The 24,173-nt window shown below is 49.0% G+C and carries 23 protein-coding genes; 15 read left to right on the forward strand and 8 right to left on the reverse strand.

Annotation, left to right across the window (positions count from 1 at the left end):
* Positions 1-79 precede the first annotated feature (79 nt).
* From aat to infA, 3 genes are all read left to right on the forward strand, one after another.
* The gene (gene aat / locus ACJJIE_RS06955; RefSeq protein WP_444894753.1) at positions 80-772 is read left to right on the forward strand and encodes a leucyl/phenylalanyl-tRNA--protein transferase; all 693 of its coding nucleotides are present in this window, start codon (positions 80-82) and stop codon (positions 770-772) included.
* Positions 765-1,484, forward strand: coding sequence for an arginyltransferase (locus tag ACJJIE_RS06960; RefSeq protein WP_413662222.1), 720 nt, complete (start codon positions 765-767; stop codon positions 1,482-1,484). The genes aat and ACJJIE_RS06960 overlap by 8 nt, the downstream gene beginning before the upstream one ends.
* Positions 1,485-1,609: 125 nt before the next feature.
* Positions 1,610-1,828 carry a translation initiation factor IF-1 gene (gene infA, locus ACJJIE_RS06965; protein ID WP_010130378.1) on the forward strand — a complete coding sequence of 73 codons (219 nt, stop codon included), beginning with the start codon at positions 1,610-1,612 and terminating at the stop codon, positions 1,826-1,828.
* A gap of 97 nt (positions 1,829-1,925) precedes the next feature.
* Here the strand turns inward: infA and clpA are convergent, their stop codons facing one another.
* Positions 1,926-4,205, reverse strand: a complete 2,280-nt coding sequence (gene clpA / locus ACJJIE_RS06970) for an ATP-dependent Clp protease ATP-binding subunit ClpA (RefSeq protein WP_444894066.1) — start codon at positions 4,203-4,205, stop codon at positions 1,926-1,928.
* Positions 4,206-4,339: 134 nt separating this feature from the next.
* A complete protein-coding gene (gene clpS / locus ACJJIE_RS06975) occupies positions 4,340-4,720 on the reverse strand; it encodes an ATP-dependent Clp protease adapter ClpS (protein WP_282933076.1) in 381 nt (126 codons plus the stop codon).
* A gap of 265 nt (positions 4,721-4,985) precedes the next feature.
* On the opposite strand from clpS, the gene cspD reads away from it, so the two are divergent.
* Complete coding sequence (gene cspD, locus ACJJIE_RS06980; protein WP_413662225.1) at positions 4,986-5,285, forward strand: cold shock domain-containing protein CspD; 300 nt, start codon at positions 4,986-4,988, stop codon at positions 5,283-5,285.
* Positions 5,286-5,389: 104 nt separating this feature from the next.
* Here the strand turns inward: cspD and icd are convergent, their stop codons facing one another.
* A complete protein-coding gene (gene icd / locus ACJJIE_RS06985; protein ID WP_020415259.1) occupies positions 5,390-6,640 on the reverse strand; it encodes an NADP-dependent isocitrate dehydrogenase in 1,251 nt (416 codons plus the stop codon).
* 149 nt (positions 6,641-6,789) lie between these two features.
* Between icd and ACJJIE_RS06990 the strand changes: the two genes are divergently transcribed.
* The 6 genes from ACJJIE_RS06990 to ACJJIE_RS07015 all read left to right on the forward strand — a co-directional run bounded on the left by ACJJIE_RS06990 (position 6,790) and on the right by ACJJIE_RS07015 (position 12,377).
* Positions 6,790-7,392 carry a pseudouridine synthase gene (locus ACJJIE_RS06990; RefSeq protein ID WP_444894067.1) on the forward strand — a complete coding sequence of 201 codons (603 nt, stop codon included), beginning with the start codon at positions 6,790-6,792 and terminating at the stop codon, positions 7,390-7,392.
* Positions 7,393-7,489: 97 nt separating this feature from the next.
* Positions 7,490-8,635 (forward strand): tRNA 2-thiouridine(34) synthase MnmA, encoded by a 1,146-nt coding sequence (gene mnmA, locus ACJJIE_RS06995; protein WP_444894068.1) that lies wholly within the window; start codon positions 7,490-7,492, stop codon positions 8,633-8,635.
* Positions 8,636-8,641: 6 nt separating this feature from the next.
* A complete protein-coding gene (hflD, locus tag ACJJIE_RS07000) occupies positions 8,642-9,280 on the forward strand; it encodes a high frequency lysogenization protein HflD (protein ID WP_413665869.1) in 639 nt (212 codons plus the stop codon).
* A 15-nt stretch (positions 9,281-9,295) separates the two neighbouring features.
* Positions 9,296-10,669 (forward strand): adenylosuccinate lyase, encoded by a 1,374-nt coding sequence (purB, locus tag ACJJIE_RS07005; RefSeq protein ID WP_282933081.1) that lies wholly within the window; start codon positions 9,296-9,298, stop codon positions 10,667-10,669.
* A gap of 129 nt (positions 10,670-10,798) precedes the next feature.
* Positions 10,799-11,953 (forward strand): JmjC domain-containing protein, encoded by a 1,155-nt coding sequence (locus ACJJIE_RS07010; RefSeq protein ID WP_444894069.1) that lies wholly within the window; start codon positions 10,799-10,801, stop codon positions 11,951-11,953.
* Between the two features lie 58 nt (positions 11,954-12,011).
* The gene (locus tag ACJJIE_RS07015) at positions 12,012-12,377 is read left to right on the forward strand and encodes a GNAT family N-acetyltransferase (protein ID WP_444894754.1); all 366 of its coding nucleotides are present in this window, start codon (positions 12,012-12,014) and stop codon (positions 12,375-12,377) included.
* Positions 12,378-12,427: 50 nt separating this feature from the next.
* Here the strand turns inward: ACJJIE_RS07015 and ACJJIE_RS07020 are convergent, their stop codons facing one another.
* Positions 12,428-13,033, reverse strand: coding sequence for a TMEM175 family protein (locus tag ACJJIE_RS07020; protein ID WP_444894070.1), 606 nt, complete (start codon positions 13,031-13,033; stop codon positions 12,428-12,430).
* Between the two features lie 269 nt (positions 13,034-13,302).
* Between ACJJIE_RS07020 and ACJJIE_RS07025 the strand changes: the two genes are divergently transcribed.
* The gene (locus ACJJIE_RS07025) at positions 13,303-14,763 is read left to right on the forward strand and encodes an 8-oxoguanine deaminase (protein WP_444894071.1); all 1,461 of its coding nucleotides are present in this window, start codon (positions 13,303-13,305) and stop codon (positions 14,761-14,763) included.
* 19 nt (positions 14,764-14,782) lie between these two features.
* Complete coding sequence (locus tag ACJJIE_RS07030; RefSeq protein WP_444894072.1) at positions 14,783-16,081, forward strand: MFS transporter; 1,299 nt, start codon at positions 14,783-14,785, stop codon at positions 16,079-16,081.
* Here ACJJIE_RS07030 and ACJJIE_RS07035 read toward each other — a convergent pair.
* Both ACJJIE_RS07035 and ACJJIE_RS07040 read right to left on the reverse strand, forming a co-directional pair.
* Positions 16,043-16,630: a flavodoxin family protein gene (locus ACJJIE_RS07035; protein ID WP_444894073.1), complete on the reverse strand. Its 588-nt coding sequence runs from the start codon at positions 16,628-16,630 to the stop codon at positions 16,043-16,045. The two genes, ACJJIE_RS07030 and ACJJIE_RS07035, sit on opposite strands and share 39 nt — an antisense overlap.
* Positions 16,627-17,472, reverse strand: a complete 846-nt coding sequence (locus tag ACJJIE_RS07040) for an arylamine N-acetyltransferase family protein (protein WP_444894074.1) — start codon at positions 17,470-17,472, stop codon at positions 16,627-16,629. Before ACJJIE_RS07040 ends, ACJJIE_RS07035 begins: the two co-directional genes overlap by 4 nt.
* A 201-nt stretch (positions 17,473-17,673) precedes the next feature.
* Here ACJJIE_RS07040 and ACJJIE_RS07045 point away from each other — a divergent pair, with 201 nt between their 5' ends.
* From ACJJIE_RS07045 to ACJJIE_RS07055, 3 genes are all read left to right on the forward strand, one after another.
* Positions 17,674-18,633, forward strand: a complete 960-nt coding sequence (locus ACJJIE_RS07045; RefSeq protein ID WP_282933089.1) for a ribonuclease Z — start codon at positions 17,674-17,676, stop codon at positions 18,631-18,633.
* A gap of 584 nt (positions 18,634-19,217) precedes the next feature.
* Positions 19,218-20,189, forward strand: a complete 972-nt coding sequence (locus tag ACJJIE_RS07050) for a class I SAM-dependent methyltransferase (RefSeq protein ID WP_444894075.1) — start codon at positions 19,218-19,220, stop codon at positions 20,187-20,189.
* A 504-nt stretch (positions 20,190-20,693) separates the two neighbouring features.
* Positions 20,694-21,494, forward strand: coding sequence for an IclR family transcriptional regulator (locus tag ACJJIE_RS07055; RefSeq protein ID WP_444894076.1), 801 nt, complete (start codon positions 20,694-20,696; stop codon positions 21,492-21,494).
* A gap of 35 nt (positions 21,495-21,529) precedes the next feature.
* Here the strand turns inward: ACJJIE_RS07055 and ACJJIE_RS07060 are convergent, their stop codons facing one another.
* Positions 21,530-22,960: a coniferyl aldehyde dehydrogenase gene (locus ACJJIE_RS07060; RefSeq protein WP_444894077.1), complete on the reverse strand. Its 1,431-nt coding sequence runs from the start codon at positions 22,958-22,960 to the stop codon at positions 21,530-21,532.
* 64 nt (positions 22,961-23,024) lie between these two features.
* Entirely contained in the window at positions 23,025-24,152 is a 1,128-nt protein-coding gene (locus ACJJIE_RS07065) for an acyl-CoA dehydrogenase family protein (protein WP_444894078.1), read from the reverse strand.
* Between the last annotated feature and the right edge of the window lie 21 nt (positions 24,153-24,173).

Consider the following 24,173-nt stretch of genomic DNA (forward strand, 5'->3'; position numbering starts at 1 on the left):
CCGGGCAGAGCTTTTCTGCCCGGTATCCCCCTCTACCGACAGGAGTCAGATCGTGGCAGGGAATACCCAAAGCCGCCTGATGTGGCTCGACCACACCGTTGTTGATTTTCCCCCAACTGAATTCGCATTGGATGACCCCAATGGCTTGCTGGCAGCCGGAGGAGGTCTGACTCCCGAGTGGCTGGTTGAAGCCTATCAAAGAGGGGTCTTCCCCTGGTATTCAGATGACCAGCCGATCTTGTGGTGGAGCCCCTCCCCTCGCTGCGTGGTTATCCCGCAAAACTTTCGTATTGGCCGCACTTTGCGCAAAGTATTGCGCCGAGGAACCTTTTCGGTCACCTTCGACCAAGCCTTTCCCGAGGTAATTGAGGCCTGCCGTGCCCCCCGGGCGGATGAAACCGGCACATGGATCACCGATGAGATGTGCGACGCCTATATCGACATGCACCATCAGGGATTTGCCCACTCTGTGGAGGTTTGGCGCGACGGTCGACTCGTTGGCGGACTCTATGGTATTGCGCTGGGGCGAGTGTTCTTTGGGGAGTCGATGTTTCACCGGGAGACAGACGCTTCAAAAGTCGCTTTTGTCCACCTCGTTCGGCAATTAGAATTGTGGGGCTGCCCACTGATCGACTGCCAGGTGAGCAATCCTCATCTCAGCAGCCTTGGGGCGGTGGAAATGTGTCGTAAGGATTTCGAACAACTGCTGGCAGACGGCGTTAAGCAGCCGCCTTTCCCGCAGCCCTGGAAGCTTTCGTGGACTTATGGGTAAATACTCTCAGCTGGATTCAGTGCGCCTACTGGCCACCCTGCCCCACCCCTGCGGTTACCTGCCGGATCGGGAGGCAACAACGGTGTTTGTCGATCCACAAACAGAAGTGGATCAGCGTCTGTACAACCGCCTGTCAGAGCTGGGATTCCGGCGCAGTGGTGCCTACCTCTATCGCCCCCAGTGCGCGACCTGTCGCGCCTGTATACCGGCTCGCGTACCTGTGAGCCTGTTTGTCCCCGACCGCAACCAGAGACGCTGCTGGAAGCGCAACAAGGACCTGGACATATTCCATATCGAGTCCATCGATACAGATGAGCATTACGAACTCTACGCCCGCTATATCGAGCAGCGCCACGCCGATGGGGAGATGTACCCGCCCAGCCGGGAACAATACCGCAGCTTCCTGAGTCAGGCTTGGGGGTCTACTCGCTATATTGAGCTGAGAGCCCGCGGCAAGTTGGTGGCAGTGGCGGTAACAGATATCCTGACTGCCGGGTTATCGGCCATCTATACTTTCTTCGATCCCGATGAGGATAAACGGAGCCTGGGCAGTTACTGCATCCTCTATCAGATCGAATGGGCCCGGCGCTTGGGACTACCTAATCTCTACCTGGGGTACTGGATTGAGAAGTGCCACAAAATGGCCTATAAAAGCCAATTTCGCCCCATCGAAATGTTAAAAGAAAACCGCTGGAGCCTTAAATCGCTCTAGTTCAACACACTCTCCCTTTGCTCTATCTTGCCTTTTCGTGCAAAATGCTCGCCCGTCAAGCCGCGGCTAGGCCAAAGAGCCTCCGGGGTAAAGGTCTGATCAAGTTATTGTAAGGTTGCTGCCGCATGGCAAAAGACGATTATATTGAAATGGAAGGCGAGGTGATCGACACCCTGCCGAACACCACTTTCCGCGTAAAGCTGGAAAACGGACACGTGGTAATTGCGCATATCTCTGGAAAGATGCGTAAAAACTACATTCGCATTCTCACCGGCGACAAGGTGAAAGTGGAGCTGACTCCATACGACCTGAGCAAGGGCCGCATTACGTACCGCGCGCGCTAATTCGCTCAGAGGCCAAATTCCGCAAGGCAATTTGACCTGAAATAAAAAAGCCACCTCTTGGTGGCTTTTTTATTGCTTGACTGAAGCTAATTTAACTTTAGGCGGGCACCGCCGTTTTAATCGCCAGCTCATCATCTTCAATGGTGACGCAAACACGCCCACCCTCTTCTGCCAACTCACCAAAGAGCACGGCTTCTGCCAAAGGCTTGCGCAGCTTGTCGCGAATCAGACGGGACATAGGCCTCGCACCCATCTTCTCGTCATAACCCCGCACCGCCAGCCACTCTCGAGCCTCGTCATCAACAACCAGTGTCACCTTGGAGTCATCCAACTGGGCCTGCAACTCAACGATAAACTTATCCACCACCGTCTTCACGACATCCAGAGGCAGAGAACGGAATTGAATAATATTATCGAGGCGATTGCGGAACTCCGGGGTAAACATCTTCTTGATCTCCTCCATTCCATCGGTGGAGTGATCTTGATGGGAGAACCCGATTGAACGACGGCTCATCACCTCAGCGCCCGCATTGGTAGTCATAATCAGAATAACATTGCGGAAATCCGCTTTGCGGCCGTTGTTATCAGTTAGGGTGCCGTGATCCATCACCTGCAAAAGCAGATTGAATACTTCGGGGTGCGCCTTCTCAATTTCATCGAGCAACACAACACTGTGGGGGTGCTTGGTAACCGAGTCTGTCAGTAAACCACCCTGGTCAAAACCTACATACCCAGGGGGCGCGCCGATCAGGCGGGAAACCGTATGGCGCTCCATATACTCAGACATATCGAAACGAATCAGCTCGATACCCATCACCTTCGCCAACTGGCGGCAGAGCTCTGTCTTGCCGACTCCGGTGGGGCCCGAAAACAGGAAGGAGCCGATGGGTTTCTCTTCAGGGCCCAGGCCGGCGCGACTCAGCTTAATCGCCGTACCCAGGGCATCAATCGCGCTGTCCTGCCCAAACACCACCATTTTGAGATTGTCATCCAGGCGTGATAACTGCTCCTTGTCAGAAGCAGACACACTCTTGGCGGGTATTCTCGCCATTTTGGCGATCACCATTTCAATCTCGCAAATCCCAATAATTTCTTTCCGCTCTTCAGCAGGCAGCAGGGATTGGTAGGCCCCGGCCTCATCGATTACATCGATAGCCTTATCCGGCAAAAATCGCTCAGTGATGTGGCGGCTAGAAAGCTGAGCCGCAGCATCCAGAGCCCCATCTGTAAAACGAACCTTGTGATGATCTTCAAAGCAACTTCTGAGTCCCTGTAAGATCTGCACGGTTTCTTCCACTGAGGGCTCACTGACGTCAATCTTCTGGAAGCGACGCGAAAGAGCGCGATCTTTCTCAAAGATGCCACGATATTCAGTAAACGTGGTAGAACCGATACAACGCAACTGGCCGCTGGAAAGCAGAGGCTTGAGAAGATTAGAGGCATCCATAACGCCCCCGGAAGCGGCGCCAGCTCCAATAATGGTGTGAATCTCATCGATAAACAGCACCGCGTGCTCACGCTTCTTGAGCTCGGCCAACAGCGCCTTAAACCGTTTCTCGAAATCACCACGATATTTGGTTCCTGCCAACAGGGAGCCCAAATCCAGTGAATAAATAGTGCTTTCTTTTAACGGCTCAGGGATGTCCTCATCGACAATTCGTCGCGCCAACCCCTCTGCTATTGCAGTCTTACCGACACCAGACTCCCCCACCAATAATGGATTGTTCTTGCGGCGGCGGGCGAGAACCTGGGTGACACGCTCAACTTCGGGAGCACGACCGACAAGGGGGTCAATACGGCCAAGAATCGCCTCTTGATTGAGGTTGGTGGCATAGCTTTCCAGCGGATCGGAACCACCAGGCTCTGAGCCGCCACTAATCTCCTCATCAACCTGTTCAGGTGCGGTGTCGGAACCGTGATGGTGATTATTGCCACTGGAGCCAACACGGGAGATTCCGTGAGTGATGTAATTGACGACATCTATCCGGGCAACACTCTGCTGCTTTAAGTAGTAAACAGCCTGGCTCTCCTGCTCACAGAAAATAGCAACCAGAACGTTAGCCCCGGTGACTTCCTTCTTACCGGATGATTGGACATGAAAAACAGCCCTCTGCAAAACCCTCTGAAAGCCCAGTGTCGGCTGGGTTTCACGATCTGTATCAGCCTCCGGAATTAACGGTGTTGTGGAATCTACAAATTCCAAGAGTTCACGGCGCAATGCACTTAAATCCGCTCCACAAGCATGTAGCACATCTGCTGCGGATTCATTATCCAAGAGCGCCAGCAATAGGTGCTCAACGGTCATGAACTCATGCCGTTTCGCCCGAGCACCTTTGAACGCTAAATTAAGCGTTACCTCTAAGTCCTTGCTGAGCATCTAAACCTCAAACCCTAATCGCCAATATTTCCCGCCGACTCCGCTGGTAGGCGCGCACCTTTCGCCGGCGTTTATATCCTGGCTGATTCCCTTCAGGTGACGGGACCCTTTGTTCAAAGCAGTTTTTGTCAGAATCAATCCTCTTTGCTCTCGTCCGCTTCAATTTCACACAACAGGGGATGCTCATTCTCTTGAGCGAACTGATTGACCTGTGCAGCCTTTGTCTCCGCTATATCCCGAGTATAGACACCGCACACTGCTTTTCCCCGTGTGTGAACCTGCAACATCAACTGTGTGGCGCGCTCCCGGTTTACTGAAAAAAACAACTCCAAAGTTTCAACAACAAAATCCATGGGGGTGTAGTCATCATTGAGCATAATGACCTTGTACATCGGCGGCCGCTTCAGCTGCGGCGGCGCCTCCTCAAGGGCCAACCCACCATCGAAGTCATCCAGGTAAGGGTTGTCTCCATCGGAATCACTGGAGCTTAGTTTAATGATTAGCGAAGTACTCATAACAATTATCAATGAATTCTATCGAGCCTGAAAATTGCAGCTAATGCAACCTTCAATGACGTGACATTGTAACCTTATTTGACGTTTGACACAGCGGTCAGCGGGGAACCTTGACAATCCCCCAGCTGTTGACTACAAGAGGTAGTGACCGCTACATCAAACGTTAGTCGCAGATAGGATCGCAGCCGACTAACCAGCAGGTCAAATAAATATAAAAACTCTGTAAGGTGGCCAGGGGCCACTCAGGCAATTAGAGGGAATCGTTATGCCTACCGGTACTGTAAAGTGGTTCAACAACGCTAAGGGATATGGGTTTATTCTTGCAGATGAGGGAGGGGAGGATCTGTTCGCGCACTATTCCGCAATTCAGATGGAAGGCTACCGAACCCTGAAGGCCGGCCAGCAAGTCACCTTCGATATTATTCGGGGAGACAAGGGCTACCACGCTGCGAATATCTCCGCATTGACCTCCGAAACCACTTCACCCAACACTTCGAGCAAAAGCGAATCTGATGCAGTACACACAGAAAAGTCGAGGGAGAAGGAAGCGGAAGCTGTCGGCTAAGCGAGCCCAGCAAACAGACAATAAAAAAGCCCTTCACCAATGTGAAGGGCTTTTTTCATGGGGCTCGGGCCAACTTAAAGCCAGCCCGGCCTCACGGATGTAGCTTAAGCCATGTGCTTGATAACTTCGTCACCAAACGCAGAACAGGACTTCAGCTCAGCACCGTCCATCAGACGCTCGAAATCGTAGGTTACAGTTTTGGCTTCGATAGCACCTTCCATACCCTTGATTACAAGGTCAGCAGCTTCGTTCCAGCCCAGGTGACGCAGCATCATCTCAGCGGAAAGAATCAGGGAGCCCGGGTTAACCTTGTCCTGGCCAGCGTACTTAGGCGCAGTACCGTGGGTTGCTTCGAACAGGGCAACGTCGTCAGACAGGTTTGCGCCCGGAGCGATACCGATACCACCAACCTGTGCAGCCAGTGCGTCAGACAGGTAGTCGCCGTTCAGGTTCAGGGTAGCAATTACGTCGTACTCAGCCGGACGCAGCAGAATCTGCTGCAGCATAGCGTCAGCAATTACGTCCTTAACAACGATTTCCTTGCCAGTCTTCGGGTTCTTGAAGCTGTGCCAGGGACCGCCGTCCAGCGGCTGGGCGCCAAACTCGTCGCGAGCCAGCTCGTAACCCCAATCAGCGAAGGCACCTTCGGTGAACTTCATGATGTTGCCTTTGTGTACCAGGGTTACAGAATCGCGATCCTGGTCCACAGCGTACTGGATAGCCTTGCGCACGAGACGCTTGGTACCTTCTGCAGAAACCGGCTTAACACCGATACCACAGTTCTCAGGGAAACGGATCTTCTTAACACCCATCTCATCCTGCAGGAACTTGATAACTTTCTTAGCTTCGTCAGTGTCAGCTTTCCACTCGATACCAGCGTAGATATCTTCGGAGTTTTCACGGAAGATAACCATGTCTACCTTGTTCGGCTCTTTAACCGGAGAAGGTACACCGCTGAACCAGCGCACCGGGCGCTGACATACGTACAGATCCAACTCCTGACGCAGGGCTACGTTCAAGGAACGGAAGCCGCCGCCTACTGGAGTGGTCAGGGGGCCTTTGATGCTAACAACGTAGTCTTTGATCGCTTCCAGAGTTTCAGCCGGGAACCAGTCGCCAGCGTAAGTCTCTGCCGCTTTCTCACCGCAGTAGATTTCCATCCACTCGATTTTCTTTTCGCCGCCGAAAGCTTTTTCTACAGACGCGTCGATCACCTTGCGCATTACCGGGGTGATATCCACACCGATGCCGTCACCCTCGATGAAAGGAATAACCGGGCGATTCGGAACATTCAGCGAACCGTCGGAATTGACTGTAACTTTTTCGCCGTCTGCCGGCACTTGGATATGACCCATATTGCGTAAACTCCCAAAATTCTATGACTTTTTAGGTCCAGCGTTGCTTGCACCGCTCCCCCGGGACCTTAGGGCGGGGATGAAAAACGGCGGGATTATAGCAGCCTCGGCTAATTTTTGTAGTTGGATTACAATACTCAATTTTTCTTATGGCAAAGATTATTCTCCTCAACAAGCCTTTTGGCGTATTAAGCCAATTTACAGATGATCTGGATCGCGCCACTCTGGCTAACTTTATCCAGCACAAGGGATTCTATGCGGCGGGCCGCCTGGACTACGATTCTGAAGGATTACTACTTCTGACTGATGATGGAGCGCTACAACATCAAATCAGTCACCCCAAGCGGAAGATGCCCAAGACCTATTGGGCCCAGGTGGAGGGTGACATTACTGATGATGCCCTTTATATGCTCAAGCAAGGGGTCGACCTGAAGGATGGCCGAACCGCACCTGCCAAGGCCAAGCGCCTACCTGATATGGAGCCCTGGCCCCGCACGCCGCCAATTCGCGAACGCAAATCGATCCCAACCAGCTGGCTGGAGCTGACTATCTCCGAGGGGCGGAATCGCCAGGTAAGGCGGATGACTGCGGCGGTAGGCTTCCCTACCCTGCGGCTAATCCGGGTGGCGATAGGCAGCTGGAAGCTCGACTCATTAAAGCCTGGCGAGTATCGAACGGAAGAGGTTTTTAGCGCTCCCAAGCCCCGAACAAAGCCGGCAAACAACCGCAATCGACCGCGCCGAAAGCGATAATCTATAACGGAAGATCAAAGCGGTCTTGGTCAAACGGGGCGTTCGCAGGTAAAATTCGCCCCCCTTTCATACCAGTGAAGTAGTGACTGTCCTTCTTATGCCTGATTCCACCCACAACAAACAGCCAAAGCGCGTCATCGTCGGTATGTCCGGCGGTGTGGATTCCTCTGTAGCCGCACACCTGCTGATCCAGCAGGGCTATCAAGTGGAAGGCCTGTTTATGAAAAACTGGGATGAAGACGACGGCACAGAATACTGTACCGCTAAGGCGGACCTGGCGGATGCCCAGGCGGTTTGTGAGAAACTGGGCATCAAGTTGCACACTGCCAACTTTGCTGCGGAGTACTGGGATCACGTATTCGAGTACTTCCTGGCAGAGTATAAAGCTGGGCGCACTCCCAACCCGGACATCCTGTGTAACCGGGAAATCAAATTTAAGGTCTTTCTTGAGTACGCCGAAGTGCTGGGTGCCGATGCAATAGCCACCGGGCACTATACCCGTCGCCGCGATATCGATGGCCGCACCTATTTATTGAAGGGCCTCGACGGCAACAAAGACCAGAGCTACTTCCTGCACGCGGTGGGAGAAGCCGAATTTGCCCGCTCGCTCTTTCCTTTAGGGGAGCTGGAGAAGCCCGAGGTTCGCCGTATCGCTGAAGAAAACGGCTTTATCACCCACAACAAGAAAGACAGCACCGGCATCTGCTTTATCGGCGAGCGCCGCTTCAAGGATTTCCTTGAGCAGTACCTGCCCGCCCAGCCCGGCGATATGGAAACCCCAGAAGGTGAAGTCATGGGGCGCCACGCGGGCCTGATGTACCACACCATTGGCCAGCGCCAGGGGCTCGGTATTGGTGGCGTCAAGGGTGCAGGCGAACAGCCCTGGTATGTTGTCGGAAAAAACCTGGAGCGCAATGTATTGATTGTGGCCCAGGGTGCACACCACCCCCTGCTTTATGCAACGGGGCTGGAAGCAACACAAACCCATTGGATTAATGGCGCAGCACCGGGCAAAACCTTCCGCTGCCAGGCCAAGACGCGCTATCGCCAACCAGATCAGGATTGCACCGTGCACCTGCAGGACAATGGCGATTTGGTTGTAGAGTTCGACGAGCCACAACGCGCAATCACACCGGGACAATCTCTGGTACTGTACGATGGAGAAATCTGTCTCGGTGGTGCGGTGATCGAGAAAGCCACGGGAGTCGGCGCCGCAGTACCGGAAAAATACAAGAAAGATTAAGGAGTAATTTTGAATAACTGGCGGGATCAGGCACTGGCACTGGCAGGAATATTCCAATCCGCAACACTGGTGGAGCGCCTGGCCAAAACAGGCTCTGCACCGCAGGAACAGCTGGAAACCGGGGTATATAGCCTCTTCCAACTAAACCCTGATCGCACTGAAGATATATTCGCCGGTGCTGACAAGCTGCTGCCCGGCTTAAAAGTATCGCAGCAAATACTAAAGACCCGGCAACACCCGGAATATACCGACGGTCTACGCTACGCCCTCTCGGTGATCTACCTGCAGCGACAACTCAGCAAGAATAATGACCTGCTATCAATCATTGGCAGCCGATTGGATAAGGCCAAGACTCAAGCAGAGCACTTCGAGCTGACTCACGAGAATGTATTTTCCAACCTCGCCAGCATCTACAGCGATACGCTAGGTACCTTCCGCTTCCGGATTCAAGTACTGGGTGACTTCAATTACCTGCAACAGCAGCGTATCGCCAACCAAATTCGCTCCATGCTATTTGCCGGCATCCGCTCGGCAACCCTATGGCGACAGCTGGGTGGGCGTCGCCTGCACCTTCTGTTCCAGCGCAAAAAGCTTTTGAATGCGACCAACGAATTGATCGCACATATCGAATCTATAGAACACTAATCCCGGAGATTTACTATGACAGTTGAGCTTTCCGCACTCACAGCGGTATCCCCTATTGATGGTCGCTACGAGAGCAAGACTGCCCCCCTGCGTGAAATTTTCAGTGAATACGGCCTGATCCGCGCCCGCGTTGAAGTGGAAGTACGCTGGCTGCAAAAACTTTCCGCACATAAAGAGATCGCCGAAGTTGAGCAGTTCGACGAAGCTGCCAACAAGCTGCTCGACAGCATTGTGGCCGACTTCTCCCTGGAAGATGCTGAGCGCATCAAGGAAATCGAGCGCACCACCAACCACGATGTAAAAGCGGTTGAATACTTCCTCAAGGATAAAATCAGCAGCAATGCCCAGCTGGCAAAAGTGAGTGAATTCGTACACTTTGCCTGCACCTCTGAGGACATCAACAACCTGTCCCACGCCCTGATGCTTCGCGCCGGCCGCGACAACGTCATGTTGCCTGCGATGGAAGCCCTGATTGACGCTATCGTAGGCCTGGCCCAGGAGTTTGCCGACGTCCCCATGCTGTCCCGTACTCACGGCCAGACAGCCAGCCCGTCTACTGTTGGTAAAGAACTTGCCAACGTGGCCGCGCGCCTGCGCCGCCAGGTAGCCCAGATTAAAGCGGTACCGCTGCTGGGTAAAATTAACGGTGCGGTAGGTAATTACAACGCTCACCTGTCCGCCTATCCCAATATTGATTGGGAGCAAAATGCTGAAGAATTCATTTCTTCTCTGGGTCTTAGCTGGAACCCCTACACCACCCAGATCGAGCCCCACGACTACATTGCTGAGCTGTTCGACGCTGTTGCCCGCTTTAACACCATCCTGATCGATTTTGACCGCGATGTATGGGGCTACATCTCCCTGGGTTACTTCAAGCAAAAAGTCGTAGCCGGTGAAGTTGGCTCCTCCACCATGCCGCACAAAGTTAACCCCATTGACTTCGAAAACTCCGAAGGCAATCTGGGTATCGCCAACGCCGTATTCCAGCACCTGGCAGCCAAACTTCCAGTATCCCGCTGGCAGCGCGACCTGACAGACTCAACCGTGCTGCGTAATATGGGGGTGGGTGCGGGCTATTCCGCCATTGCCTATGCCGCCACCATGAAAGGCCTGGGCAAACTGGAAATCAACCGCGAGCGCCTGGCGGAAGACCTGGATAATTCATGGGAAGTGTTGGCGGAACCGATCCAAACGGTTATGCGTCGCTACAACATTGAAGAGCCTTACGAAAAACTGAAGGCCCTGACCCGTGGCCAGGGTATCAACCGTGAAACCCTGAAAGTATTTATCGAGAATCTGGAGATTCCCGCAGAGGCCAAGAGCGATCTGCTGGAAATGACTCCGGCATCTTATATCGGTAACGCCGTGGAACAGGCTCGCAAAATTTAACCGAGCCCAGCTACCAGCCGCACCCAGTGCGGCTGGTCATCTTTTAAGAAATACAAAAGTACGCTGGATAGTTTTCGAACCTCAGAATATCCAGATACAAACCCTAGCCTTCTGACAGTGAGAGTTACCGTGGCCAGCCCCCTTACCCATCTTGGCGACATGCCCATCGAAGTTTTTATGCGTGACTACTGGCAGCAGAAACCCCTGCTGATACGCAATGCTTTCGCCAACTTTGAATCACCCATCTCGGGTGAAGAACTCGCAGGTATGGCCCTGGAGGAGGCGGTCGAGTCTCGCTTGGTATTGGAAAATGGTGAAAGTGGCCCTTGGGAGCTTCGCACCGGTCCATTCACTGAAGAGGATTTTCTCTCCCTCCCTAAAACCCACTGGACCCTGCTGGTACAAGCTGTCGATCAGTGGTTGTCAGAAATTGCTGAACTAAAAGATTTCTTCCGCTTTATCCCCGACTGGCGGCTGGATGATGTGATGATCAGTTACGCCGCCGATAAGGGCAGCGTTGGCCCCCACTACGATCACTACGATGTGTTTCTTCTCCAGGCCGAAGGCAAGCGCTTGTGGCAGCAAGGCCCCAAAGTGGATGAAAGCAATCCCCGCCTCGAAGGAACACCCCTCAATATCCTGAAAGAATTCGAAGCAGAAAACAGCTGGGTACTGGAGCCCGGCGATATGCTCTACTTGCCGCCCCAATACAGCCATTGGGGAATAGCCGAAGGTGGGTGCACCACGATCTCTATTGGTTTCCGCGCCCCTTCCGCCGCAGCGATCCTCGAAGATCTCGCCGCTGAAATTGCTATGGATTTGCCGGACAGCCAGCGCTACACCGATGCCGGTGCTGAAGTGGCGAAAAACCCAGCGGAAATTGACCCCGCCTCTGTTATCCGCCTGCAACAACAGCTCGGCGAGTGGCTGCAGCAGCCGGAGAAAATCGCCCAGTGGTTTGGCTCGATTATGACCGAAGCAAAATACCCGGATACTGTCGCCCTGGACGCTGACGACGCTGCAGACTGGCGCGAACAAATGCCCCAGGGAGCACAACTGGTTTTAAATCCCGCTTCCCGCACCGCCTTTTGCCGCGAGCCAGCCACTTTGTTTGTTGATGGTGAAGCCTTCCCCTGCCCCCTGGCATTTGCCGAGCAGTTTGCTGAATCCCATGAAATTTCCTGGGATGATATCGAAGCCTTCCCGGAAATAGCCGAAGACAGCGGCCTTCTCGATCAGCTGGTTGCACAGGGCACCTTAATCTACCCTCCTGAGGATTTCTGAGATACCAGTAGCTATACGCCTAGCGGATTGGAACACTGACCGGGACGCAATTCGCTCAATTCGCGAAGCAGTTTTTGTACAGGAACAACAGGTACCTGCGGACCTGGAATGGGATGATCAAGAGGAGACATCCCAGCACTTCCTCGCCTACCGCGAAACAACTCCGGTTGCCACCGGACGCCTCACCCAAGGCGGAAAAATTGGTCGTATGGCTGTTCAAAAGTCTTCACGTGGGTGCGGCATCGGGGCCCAGCTATTACGAGCCATCTGCGAGCAGGCGAAGAAACAAAACTTTCAGCAAGTCCATTTACATGCACAGCAACATGCTGAGAGGTTTTACTTGCAGGCTGGATTTGAAGCTGAAGGCGACGTGTTTTACGAAGCGGGAATTCCCCATATTAAAATGGTGTGCAGCCTGATTTAATCTTTTGAGGCCTGCCACCAACACCCATATGGCAGGCCCAGCGTCCCATCTCAACTCTCTGCAGGGGCATAGCGCTTTTCGACAAAGTGAGCCAGAGGCGCTATCCCCAACACATACACTATCCAAAGCCCAAGCCCCCAATAGGGATTGAAAAGGGTCAACAAGCACGCCAGGATACTGGTACACAACATCACCATACTGACCACTAGTACACGGTGCGCGGATACGTTCGTTCGATTGGCAGCGACACACCACATACCCGCAATTGCTATAGCGGCCACCGCATAGCTTGCTGACAATAAGATCACTGACCAAACTTGGTCAGGGTATTCCCCCATCAAACTTGCTGGAAAGGGAATAAACGCCACCGCCCCCAATAACAAAAAGTTAAAACTGGTAAAGGCTACCGATTTAAATTGATGGTCCGACATCAGATGATTGTGGGTAAGCCACAGCCGACAGAGAATCGCAAAGCTCAGTATCCAGGAAAAAAAGTGGGGCAACTGCTGAAGAATATTGCTGTGGAAATCCTCGCCCGGCTTTATATCCTCCAGATCGGGAATCTGGATATTAAAAACCAACAGCGTCATAGCAATGGCAAAAACGCCATCACTCACGGCATTAATACGACTGGCTAGAAAAGACTTATGGCGCATCGATCATCATCAGACAAGCATAATGGCCCCCCAATAAAGCTTATTATTTGACCAACTCTTTTTCCGCACCCCTGGGCACATTACCCCCCCCTTTCTGATTACTTGTTTCGCGGGATTTCTCTAAATGGATAAATCAAATACATTGATAACGACTTTTTAAGTGTATTCTTTTCTGCTATAGATTACTGGCGCATTAGTACCATCAATGGCGCCAGAACCAGCTCAGCAGCCCTCGCTACAGATACTATCTCTATATACAGATCCAAAATTTGGAACTCACCGATAAGCAGAGGATTCGCTTTATCAACACTCCCAAGACCCTGTTAGTCAAGAATGCCGAAATCCTGGTAACTATGGATAACTCCCGAAGAGAAATCGCAAACGGAGCTCTCTTTGCGGAGGATGGGATCATCACTTCTGTCGGCCCCACAAGCTGCCTGCCAGAGGAAGCAGACACAGTTATCGATGCCAGCAATCAGATTGTGCTCCCAGGGTTTATAAACACTCATCACCACCTTAACCAAACCCTTACCCGCAATCTCCCCCTCGCTCAAAACACAAACTTATTTACGTGGCTGCAGCTGCACTACCCCATTTGGGCACGCATCACCCCAGAAGCGTCTCGTACCAGCGCACTCGTGGGGCTCTGCGAGCTGCTTCTGTCAGGGTGCACCACAGTTTTTGATCATGCTTATTTATTTAAGAATGGCAATAATGTCGACGTGATTATTGAAGCAGCGCAAGATTTGGGAATCAGATTTCACGCCAGCCGAGGCTCCATGTCACAGGGCACTTCAATGGGAGGGTTGCCTCCTGACAATTGCGTAGAGAATGAAGAATTTATCCTGAACGACAGTATTCGCGTTATCGATCGCTATCATGACCCCAGCCATGGAGCCATGACCCAGGTAGCTCTTGCGCCCTGTTCGCCTTTCACTGTTTCAGAAAGACTATTAAAGGACACGGCTAGCCTGGCACGAGATAAAGGTGTAATGCTTCATACTCATATATGTGAAACATTCGATGAAGAACGACTTACTTTAGAGCACTTTGGCAAACGCCCTTTAGAGTGGATGGAAGAAATGGGCTGGCTAGGGTCAGATACATGGTTCGCCCATGTAGTACACATAGATACCCTGGAGATCCAAGCTCTGGCTCGTAACCAGTGCGGTATTGCGCACTGCCCCAGCTCAAATATGCGGCTTGCATCGGGAATTTCACCTATCAAGGATTTTCTAAATGCCGGTATCCGTGTGGGACTCGGTGTGGATGGCTCAGCCAGCAATGATGCATCCAATTTATTACTGGAGACCCGCCAAGCAATGCTTCTCAGCAGAGTTCGAATGGGATTACTCCCACCGGAGGGACCACTAAAGTACTCTCAACTCCCCCAATCCCATCCATTGCGCGACAAAGAGTGGATGACAGCGCGGGAGGCATTGGAATTGGCCACCATTGGAGGAGCCAGTGTCCTGAATCGTTCCGATATTGGCGCACTTGAAGTCGGCCGCTGTGCAGACTTTTTCACCCTTGAACTAAACACGATTAACTATGCCGGAAGCCTTTCAGACCCAGTAGCAGCTATCGTATTCCGGGCACCCCAAACCGCAAAAACTGTAGTTATTCACGGCCGCATTATTGTCCGAGATGGAAATATTACAACTATAGATTTAGAACAGGTTATTGAGGAGCATAACAACTGGAGCCTGAAATTGATTCGTGGTAGCTGATTCAAGCGGCAATTAAATTATGGCAGAGGAAAAGAAAAGATACACAGCTTGGATATTTGCGCTCATTTTCTTTGCTGCCAGCATTTCGAACTCAATCTTATTTGCACTTCTATCGCCAAATCTGGCTGCCGAACTCGATTTAAGTCATCATGCACTGGGGATTTTAGGCGGATATTATTTTATTGCTTACTCGATTGGCCAACTTGCACTCGGCTCGCTATTAGGCCCAATAAGTCCGCGATATTTATTGGGCGTATCGGCAATTTTTGCAGCTAGCGGCTGTGCAATTTTTGCCAGCAGCCACTCTTTCGGCTCAGCCCTTGCTGGACAATTGTTAATCGCCCTTGGTCTATCCAGCAGTTTCTTGGGAGTTGTTTACGTTATTGGGAGGGATTTACCCAGCCGGTTTTCGTTGATGGTCGCTATTAGCCAGGGGCTGTCAAACTTCGCGGCGGCCTCACTCTCTTTACTTTTCGGTGTCTTTGATGTGGAGGTTTCTTTTCGAGAGCCCTACTTTGCCGCAACCTTATTTCTTCTTTGCCTCGCTATACTGCTATTTCTCTTTATCGGCAGTCGCCAAAACTCAGTCAATACGATTCCAACAGAAAAATCATCACTCGCTGGCAAGCTAAAACTATGCGTAAAATCAAGGCCTTTTTGGTTGGCCTTCGTCTTCTATTCCTGCCTTTTCGGCGTAATTGTCGCCTATCTAGACTTATGGGATATACAGTTTCAAGTTGCTTTTTTTCGTAAAACGCCGGGAGAAAGTGCTCTATTTAATACTGCCGCCTCACTGGGTATTATTATTGGCAGCTTTATCGTTGGCGCTTGGTCTCAACATAGGGGCGATTACGTAATTCCAGCCAGAGTTTTTAGCTTCTCAGCAATTATCGCTGTTGCAATCTTATTGAGCATTCACTTGCCCGACTTCTTGACTCTGGCTGCAAATTTTCTCTTGGGCTTTGGCCTCAGCAGCGCCATCCTATCTCTTACAATAGTACAGTCCGAGCTTCCAAAGAAGGTCCATGCTATTGCCTCAGCCCTAATCGTGACTGGAGGATTTATTTTAGGAGGGATAATTCAAACCCTCATCGGACTCTCACTAGATCAAGATATAGAGTTCGCTTACATCCGCTCACTCAGTGATCTGCTAGCCAACTTTTTTGACTCTGTTCAACAACCAACAGAGGGATTCTACAAATACCAAGCGGGATTTCAGCTAATCGGCATTATCGTCATCGTAGGCTGCATCAGCAGCCTGCTTTTGAGTAGCAAAAAGCTACTCAAAAGGCGTAGCCCTAAAATCGGAAATTCGTAGTGCTAAGTCCGCCATTCGATGACCTAAATGTACAGCTGTAAGTCGGTCCAACTCATGAATTTCTCCAGCCCTTTCAGCGACAGCTACCAAGCCCGACTGACAGCCACCTCGGTTTCTACCCAGGGAATCTTGACTCGGTAAAATATCCAAGGGAACCCACAACATGCCCATTTGTGCAGCAAAGACCTGTTGTGTCCTGATGGTACCTAATTGATCACCGCTAAAATTACTGCCTACGGTGAATCCTGTAGCTAACTTATCCAACCAGCATCGATCTCCATAGCGCTCACTTGCTGCATCCATAAATGCTTTGAATTGAGCGGAGACAGTACCCATAAAGGTCGGCGAACCCATTACTATAGCTTCACATTGATCCAACTGAACTAATAATGACTGGTCTTTATAACGTCCTTGATCAATGCTCTCCCCTTGAACCTCAAGGGCAACACCGATGCACTTCTCTACCGTGTTAACCCCCTCCACTACAGACTCCGCAAGAGCTTTGCTGCAGCCAGATACAGAATGGTAAACAACACCTATCCTCTTCATATGACTCGCTCCGCTATACCGTCTAACTCAAATATCCGGCCTAACTTTTGATCAATTTCCCTGCCTGCTGGTACTTTTATCCCAAAAACATCTAGTAAAGTAGCCCGAAGCTCATCGACATCCGCCAACATGACAACACTCTTGGAGCCTAAAAGTGGCTGATAGCTTAACTGTCTATTGAAAAGTGTATGCCGTCCCTCTGGGAAAGACCGAGCGACAATCAAGTGCTTTACAAACCTGGATTCAGGATGCGTTGAACAATACCAATTACCAATTTTATAATCACCATGAGTTTTAGGTTTCAAGTCAAAGCTGTACATAGGTTGCCAACCACTATCGGTTGTGACCTCTAACAGGTAATCATCATCTATTAAAGTAAAGCGGTAAACACCGTGCGGTGTGCTCTGACGATCACTAGAATCTATATTCAATGGTGCAGTCAAAGTGTTACTGCCAAATCCAACATCGATCAGAAAGCGAGAACCCTCAAGTTCCACCATCAGGATCATGTGAGATTGGGCAGCTTGATGCCCAATAGGCATTTGCCAAAGAACCCGTGCCGCAAGGTCTGTAACTTTGAAACCCATTTGTCTAAGCGCGGCCCCTAACAAGGCATTATGTTCATAGCAATACCCCCCTCGTTTTTGCTCTATCAGCTTGGCCTCAATAGAACTCAACTCAATATTGACGGGGCTTCCCAAGAATGAAGTGGCATTCTCGAATGGAATAGTACGAACATGCTGGGTCACTAATGCCTGCAGGCACTTTAAGTTAGCAGCTGGCACTCCTTCAAAATTGATACGATCTAAATATTTCTGCAAATTAATACCAGGGATAGCCATCGTGAATTGCCTCATCTAATTCCAAATTCCCAAACAATAGAGGGCAGCTTAATACCTAAACCTAACTTTAGGTCAATAACTTTATTCGGCTCTTCTACACTGGTTATGATCTCAAGTGTACCTGGGCTAAAGCGCAGGGATTACTTAGCCACCACAGACCCGAATATCGCTAACAGAGCGAGAACAACCAAGGAGGACTTGGTGGAAATACTGTTTCTAGGGACATCATCAGGCACTCCGACCAAGCAGCGGAATGTGTCTGGTATTGGACTATTAGAAAGCCGGAAAAAGAACTGGTATTTAATCGACTGTGGAGAAGGTACTCAGCAGCAGATTCTACATACGAGCTTATCACTTAGTAGACTAAAGGCAATTTTTATTACCCATAAGCATGGTGATCACTGTTACGGGCTGCCCGGTCTACTTGGCAGCTCAGGGATGCAGCGAAGAACGGCACCACTGACACTTATTGCCCCTAGAGCCGTCTATGATTGGCTTTTATCAACTCAAAAAATCACCGAACTTTACATTCCATTTGACCTCAGTTTCATTCCCGTTGAAGACCTACCCCAAATAGACATAGGGCAGTTCACGATTACTACTACACAACTTTCTCATAGGGTGCCCTCCTATGCGTATAGTTTTACTGAAAGATATATTGAAACTACTCTAGATACACAGAGATTACTCTCCTGTGACATCCCTAAAGGTCCCCTGTGGGGAAAATTAAAGGCGGGTATCGATATTGTTTGTCATGGTAAGGCATACAGCGCGGCCAACTTCATCCAGAAGCCGAGGCTCCCACGTAAGATTACTATTTGTGGAGATAATGATAAACCTGAATTATTAAAAAATACCTGTAATAACAGCAGTGTACTAGTGCATGAATCGACTTACGCAAAAAATATGTCCGCAAAAGCGAGCCGTGTAGGGCATAGTTTTTCTACTCAAATAGCCTCCTTTGCAGAGAGTATGTCAATACCAAATCTAGTTCTTACCCATTTCAGTACTCGCTATCAAAAAGAGCCTAATGCGCAATGCTCAATCGAGAAAATCAGGAGTGAGGCTCAATCAATTTACAGGGGACAACTGTTTTTAGCTGAGGACTTTATGCATCTAAAACTGGCAGAGTCAGGACTACTGACTCATAAATATATATAGCCCTCTCTACACCAAAATAGTCAATTGAAAAAACTGGACCAAATAGAAAAACGACTTCCTCTAAAAACTAGACTGAAATTCAAAGTCACAATACGACAAATGAACTTACGCTGTGAGGTAGAACCAAGCAAGCACGTTCAGTCACTAAGGTTTATAAACACCAACTTATCAAAAGGGCTATATGTATTTGGAGAGCCCCATCAGGCTTGACCAGCAAGTCAATTGCCTTTTCACCGCCTCAAAACCACCATATATCTGGCCTGCTTACTACACAAACTAGCCGTGGCGTCGGAAAAGCAAGGCACTAGTTTACGCTTCCCCATTAAAAAGATATGTATCCTATAGGGGAAAGGAGAAAAATAAACCCATCCTAACTATAGGTAAATATATTAAATATTTTGCTTCACATTAAAAACTCCCAAATGTCACAAACGTCACACTAATTACATCTGCCTGACCGTTGTGAGGGGCTAATGACTCTAATTAGCCGCCCATTCTCCATTCCCAAAGACACAGAAAGTAGCTCTTAAATACGCCTTTACCGTATTATTCGACACATAAATCAAAAAAAAATCGAGGTACCCATGCAACATTTGGAACAGTGGACAAATTTCTGGCAACAAGGATTCCCCACCTCTTTTGCGCAAGTTCTACCCAATAGCTATATAGGAAAAACGGGAGAATATTGGAGATCCACAGTCTCTGGGTTACATCCCAACTCTAAAGTTCTCGATATTGCATGCGGCAATGGCGCAGTAGCTCTATTAATTGCAGATGAAGCATCAAAGTCTGGAAAACCACTAGAAATTCATGCCGCTGATGCAGCCAACATCACTCCCCTAGCAACTAACAAAAACCCTAGACATCAAGAAGCCTTAAAGAAATTAAACTTTCATTCCTGCATGGCAATTGAAAAAATTCACTCACTTGATGAAAAATTCAGCCTGATCACTTCACAATTTGGCTTCGAGTATAGTAATAAAGTAGAGGCGGCAACAAGCATAGGAAAATCACTTGAGCCCGGGGGAATGTTTAAAGCGATATGCCATAAAACAAATTCCAAACCCTACAAAGATTGCTCAGATGAAGTTTCGGCCCACAAACTAATCATCGAAGATTTAAAAATTTTAGAGAAAACTACATCTTTGATCCATGATTTTGAAGACACCCAATCCACTGAAAAAGCAAAAATAAAATTAGGAAATCCGCATACAGCCGAAAAATTAAAGCGTCTAATTGCATCCGTGGAAATGCTAATCTCCAAGCACCCAAAATCTGCAACAACCTTCTTTGTGCGAAACTCTCTAGAAAGCTTCCTACAAAAAAATTTAACATCCAGTAACGCCACAAAAGATAGATTTCTTTCTTTTTTTGATACAGAACTGAAATATACAGCTTTAAGATCGCAAAACCAGCTAGATTCATCATTGTCAGATAGAGACATGAATAATCTTATAGCAGTATTTGAAAGACTAGGCATGCAACTACTGACGCGAGATGAATTCTACGACGAAAATAGCTGCACAGGCTGGAAAATTGAATTCCTAAAACCTTAAAAGCATCCGAAGAACATTTTTGGCGTGCAAATTATGCCCGCCAAAAACCCACAACAATTAATGCCGCCCCTATATTTCATCTTATGTTCTTTATCCATCAATACACCTAGAGAGCTATAACTACAACAGCAACACCTTCTTCATCATGACTTCGCACAGCAACTAGAATTGTATATTGCCAACCCAATCCTGACACGAAATTAATTAAACCATTACCTGGCATCAATCTCTATTCCGTTTGCTTTAAACGCCTAAATATCTTCTTTCGTTGAGTCCTTGACCTCCCTCCCCGCAAGATAACCTATACCCTACTTACGATTTAACCATCAACATAATGCACATCTCTCTATCACAATCAAATTCGAATTACAGATGAAACAATATACACACTAAAGAAATCGCTCTTCAGAACAGGGAAATATTCACTCTAAAATATCAAAAAATTCTCTTTAGGCTTACTTGCAAAACTGTATAATTTACACCAATAAAGCAGGATATAAGCTCATGGTTTTGTTGCGAGATCCACATAGGAAAAAAGATACCGAACCAGATCGAAAATTTATTGAGGCTCTAGCTCGTGGGTTGGATGTGCTCCGAGCTTTTCAACCTGGTGATGGCTTTCTGGGTAATTTGGAGATCGCCCAGCGTACTGGCCTACCCCGCTCCAGTGTTTCCAGACTGACTTATACTCTAACCAAGTTAGGTTATCTAACCTACTCCGATCGAATGGAAAAATATCAGCTGGGTAGTGGCGTCCTGGCTCTTGGTTATGCTTTTGTCTCAAATCTTACAGTCAGGCAGGTAGCCAAGCCTTTAATGCAGGATCTGGCCAACTCTACCGGCACCGCTGTTGGCCTCTCTGATCGGGATCGGCTGGATATGATTTTTGTCGAATTCTGTGCTCCAGCAAATGTCACAACTTTTCGCCATGAAATCGGTAATCGCGTACCCATAGCTTCCAGCGGCTCCGGGCGAGCCTTTTTGGCAGCACTCCCTCAAGAAGAAAGGGAGTATTTTTATGGCTATCTGGAGAAAAAAGCTGGTGATCAATGGCCAACGATCAAAGCCGGTATTGAAGAAGCGGTCACCAGCTACAAGCAGCGCGGCTTCTGCTGTTCTTTTGGCGAGTGGAATCGCGATGTCAACGGTATCGCAGTACCTCTCTCTTTAAGCCAAGGTCATATTTACACTTTTAATGCTGGCGGGCCTGCTTTTAGACTTAACCCGGAATACTTAGAAAATGAAGTAGCTCCCCTGTTGAAAAACCTGGTAGGCAATATCGAAGCTATGTTAATCCGATATTAGTCGACTCAAACTCCAGATTTTCTCAACCAGTACAGCTACAGCTTGAAACGCAGTAGAAAGTTGAAAATTTTATCAAATCTTTGGCCGTAAGGTGGTCGTAAAGGCACCGCCGCTGACTTTTTGGCTTGTGTAAAGATCGGGCGTAATTTTGAGAATTCCAAAAAACCCTCATAAGCGTGATATTGCCCCATGCCACTCGCCCCAACACCACCAAAGGGCAAGTCTGCCTGGGAGACATGCATCGCGCAGTCATTGATACAAACACCTCCAGACATTGTGCTTTTGATAATCTTTTCCTGAATCTCCCCGCTAGAACTAAAAATATATAATGCTAAAGGCCTATCTTTACTAATTATGTAATCTATCGTATCAGACAGATCCCTATAGGTAAGAATAGGTAAAATAGGGCCAAATATCTCCTCACGTAGCAGACTCATGTCTTCTGTCGGGTTTAACACTAAGGTGGGAGCAATTTTTTGCAAACCCTTATTGTTTTCAACATCTAATAACGGCAGAACTGTAGCCCCTTTCTCCAGAGCATCCTTTAGACAAGTAGTCAGCCTATTAAACGCCTTTTCATCAACAATCGAAGTATAACCTTCTGAATTTAAAGATGGATACCATTTGGGCACAAGTCTCTTAGCCGACTCTAAGAATCCTAAAAGTTTTTCTTCAGGAATCAATAAATAATCTGGAGCTACACAAGTTTGGCCCGCATTGAAGAATTTTGAGCTCAAAATACGTTCCGCAGCAATATTTTCATCAAAGTCACCACATATTATGGCTGGAGACTTGCCCCCCAGTTCTAGTGTCACAGGAGTTAGGTGATCCGCAGCTCTCCGCATTACCACTTTTCCTACCTTGCCAGATCCAGTAAAAATCATGTGATCATATGCCTGGGCTGTAAACTCCGTAGCGCTCACTCCAGGAAGAATAGCTACCAGATCCTCTGAAAAGAACCTATTAAATAGCTGATGTAGTAATGTAGAAAGGGCGCGTGAGTTAGCGGCCATCTTGATCATACAGCGATTCCCTGCGGATATCGCACTCACCAAGGGCCCGACAGACAGAAGTAGTGGGTAATTCCAGGGGGTAACAATAGCAACCACCCCTTTTGGTTGAGGTAATACGCGATTTTTTACTCCTCGAAGTAGCAAAGGCACATGGCGCTTCTGAATTTTCATCCACCTTTTTAAGCGCTTACGAGTGTAACGAATCTCCTCGATACACCCATAGATCTCTGCAATTTTAGTTTCCTGGATGGCACGATTACCAAAATCCTCGCTTATTGCCTTTGCTATGGATTTCTGGTTTTCCAGGATCAATTGCTCTAATTTTTTTAAACTTTCCAGACGCTCCTGAAGACTCGGATAGGGGTTCCTATTAAATGCATCCTTTTGAAGTTTAAAAACACTCTCTACTTTACCTATGCTCACAGATCTGGTGTGCTCGACAACTTTTTCCATGTGTGTGCCCTCGCAAAGTGGCAAGTAGAGAGTGAGTTTGGCCGTATAGTCAGTACTTTATGATTTACAGCTTGGCAAATCGTAAAGTGTGGTAATCAGTACTGCCAAATAGGTACTGAGTTGTTGTTAGACGCTTAAAGTAGTGACTTACATCCAACTCCTCAGTAACCCCTATTCCGCCATGTAACTGTATCGCCTCTTGGCCGATAAACCGCGCAGCTTTACCAATACGGCTTTTTGCAGCGGATATCGCCTTAGGCGCAACTCCGTTATTGCTATCAAGCTGTAGCGCAGCCATCAACAATATTGAGCGCGCTTGCTCATACTCAGTAAACATATCCACCATGCGGTGCTGTAGTGCCTGGAACTTGCCAATAGGAACACCAAACTGCTCCCGCGTCTTAGTGTACTCAACTGTCTTCTTATAGATCCTTTCCATAGCTCCAACAGCTTCTGCACACAATGCCAACGTCGCTCTATCAACAGCCTTTTCTATAGCTCCTAAAGCCGCCCCCTCTTCCCCTATCAGATTAGCTATGGGTACTTTCACGTTATTGAATTTAATTTCAGCGGCACGGTGTGCATCCACAGTGGCATATCCATGCCGCTGAAGCCCTTCTGTATTGGGATCGACAAGTAGTAAGGTGATCCCCTCACGATCTCGCTGTGCTCCGCTCGTTCGCACAGCAACTAAGAATTTATCTGCTACGTCACCATTTAGAACGACAGCTTTATGTCCATTCAGGAGGTAATTGTCTCCATCCTTTACCGCAGTCATGGCTATATCAGTAAGGTTATAGCGACTCTGTGACTCAGTAAAAGCAAATGCCAATTGCAATTGGCCTTCCATTAACATTCCCAGGAGTTCTCGCTTTTGCACCTCACTAGCGCAGTCAGCGATAAGACCACCACTGAGAACAACACTGGCCAGGAAAGGCTCAACCACTAAACCTCGGCCGAACTCCTCCATAACCACCATCAAGTCTACGGCGGAGCCTCCTAGGCCTCCATCATCCTTTCCAAATGGCACCATTAACCAGCCGAGTTCCGCAAATAGCTTCCAATTTTCCTTACTGAAGCCAATATCGTTACTCACTATTTTACAACGACGGTCAAAGTCATAATCCTGCTGGATAAACTTGCTCACACTGCTTTGCAGCATCCGCTGCTCTTCGCTGTAGGAAAAATCCATCGCTCAAGTCCTCTTTAGATG

The sequence above is a fragment of the Microbulbifer maximicatervae (SeqCode) genome (assembly GCF_052467325.1).

Excerpts from the sequence above, each read along its gene's own strand:
- aat (WP_444894753.1), top strand. The coding sequence starts at position 80 with ATGTGGCTCGACCACACCGTTGTTGATTTTCCCCCAACTGAATTCGCA.
- ACJJIE_RS06960 (WP_413662222.1), top strand. The coding sequence starts at position 765 with ATGGGTAAATACTCTCAGCTGGATTCAGTGCGCCTACTGGCCACCCTG.
- infA (WP_010130378.1), top strand. The coding sequence starts at position 1,610 with ATGGCAAAAGACGATTATATTGAAATGGAAGGCGAGGTGATCGACACC.
- clpA (WP_444894066.1), bottom strand. The coding sequence starts at position 4,205 with ATGCTCAGCAAGGACTTAGAGGTAACGCTTAATTTAGCGTTCAAAGGT.
- clpS (WP_282933076.1), bottom strand. The coding sequence starts at position 4,720 with ATGAGTACTTCGCTAATCATTAAACTAAGCTCCAGTGATTCCGATGGA.
- cspD (WP_413662225.1), top strand. The coding sequence starts at position 4,986 with ATGCCTACCGGTACTGTAAAGTGGTTCAACAACGCTAAGGGATATGGG.
- icd (WP_020415259.1), bottom strand. The coding sequence starts at position 6,640 with ATGGGTCATATCCAAGTGCCGGCAGACGGCGAAAAAGTTACAGTCAAT.
- ACJJIE_RS06990 (WP_444894067.1), top strand. The coding sequence starts at position 6,790 with ATGGCAAAGATTATTCTCCTCAACAAGCCTTTTGGCGTATTAAGCCAA.
- mnmA (WP_444894068.1), top strand. The coding sequence starts at position 7,490 with ATGCCTGATTCCACCCACAACAAACAGCCAAAGCGCGTCATCGTCGGT.
- purB (WP_282933081.1), top strand. The coding sequence starts at position 9,296 with ATGACAGTTGAGCTTTCCGCACTCACAGCGGTATCCCCTATTGATGGT.
- ACJJIE_RS07020 (WP_444894070.1), bottom strand. The coding sequence starts at position 13,033 with ATGCGCCATAAGTCTTTTCTAGCCAGTCGTATTAATGCCGTGAGTGAT.
- ACJJIE_RS07030 (WP_444894072.1), top strand. The coding sequence starts at position 14,783 with ATGGCAGAGGAAAAGAAAAGATACACAGCTTGGATATTTGCGCTCATT.
- ACJJIE_RS07035 (WP_444894073.1), bottom strand. The coding sequence starts at position 16,630 with ATGAAGAGGATAGGTGTTGTTTACCATTCTGTATCTGGCTGCAGCAAA.
- ACJJIE_RS07040 (WP_444894074.1), bottom strand. The coding sequence starts at position 17,472 with ATGGCTATCCCTGGTATTAATTTGCAGAAATATTTAGATCGTATCAAT.
- ACJJIE_RS07050 (WP_444894075.1), top strand. The coding sequence starts at position 19,218 with ATGCAACATTTGGAACAGTGGACAAATTTCTGGCAACAAGGATTCCCC.
- ACJJIE_RS07055 (WP_444894076.1), top strand. The coding sequence starts at position 20,694 with ATGGTTTTGTTGCGAGATCCACATAGGAAAAAAGATACCGAACCAGAT.
- ACJJIE_RS07060 (WP_444894077.1), bottom strand. The coding sequence starts at position 22,960 with ATGGAAAAAGTTGTCGAGCACACCAGATCTGTGAGCATAGGTAAAGTA.
- ACJJIE_RS07065 (WP_444894078.1), bottom strand. The coding sequence starts at position 24,152 with ATGGATTTTTCCTACAGCGAAGAGCAGCGGATGCTGCAAAGCAGTGTG.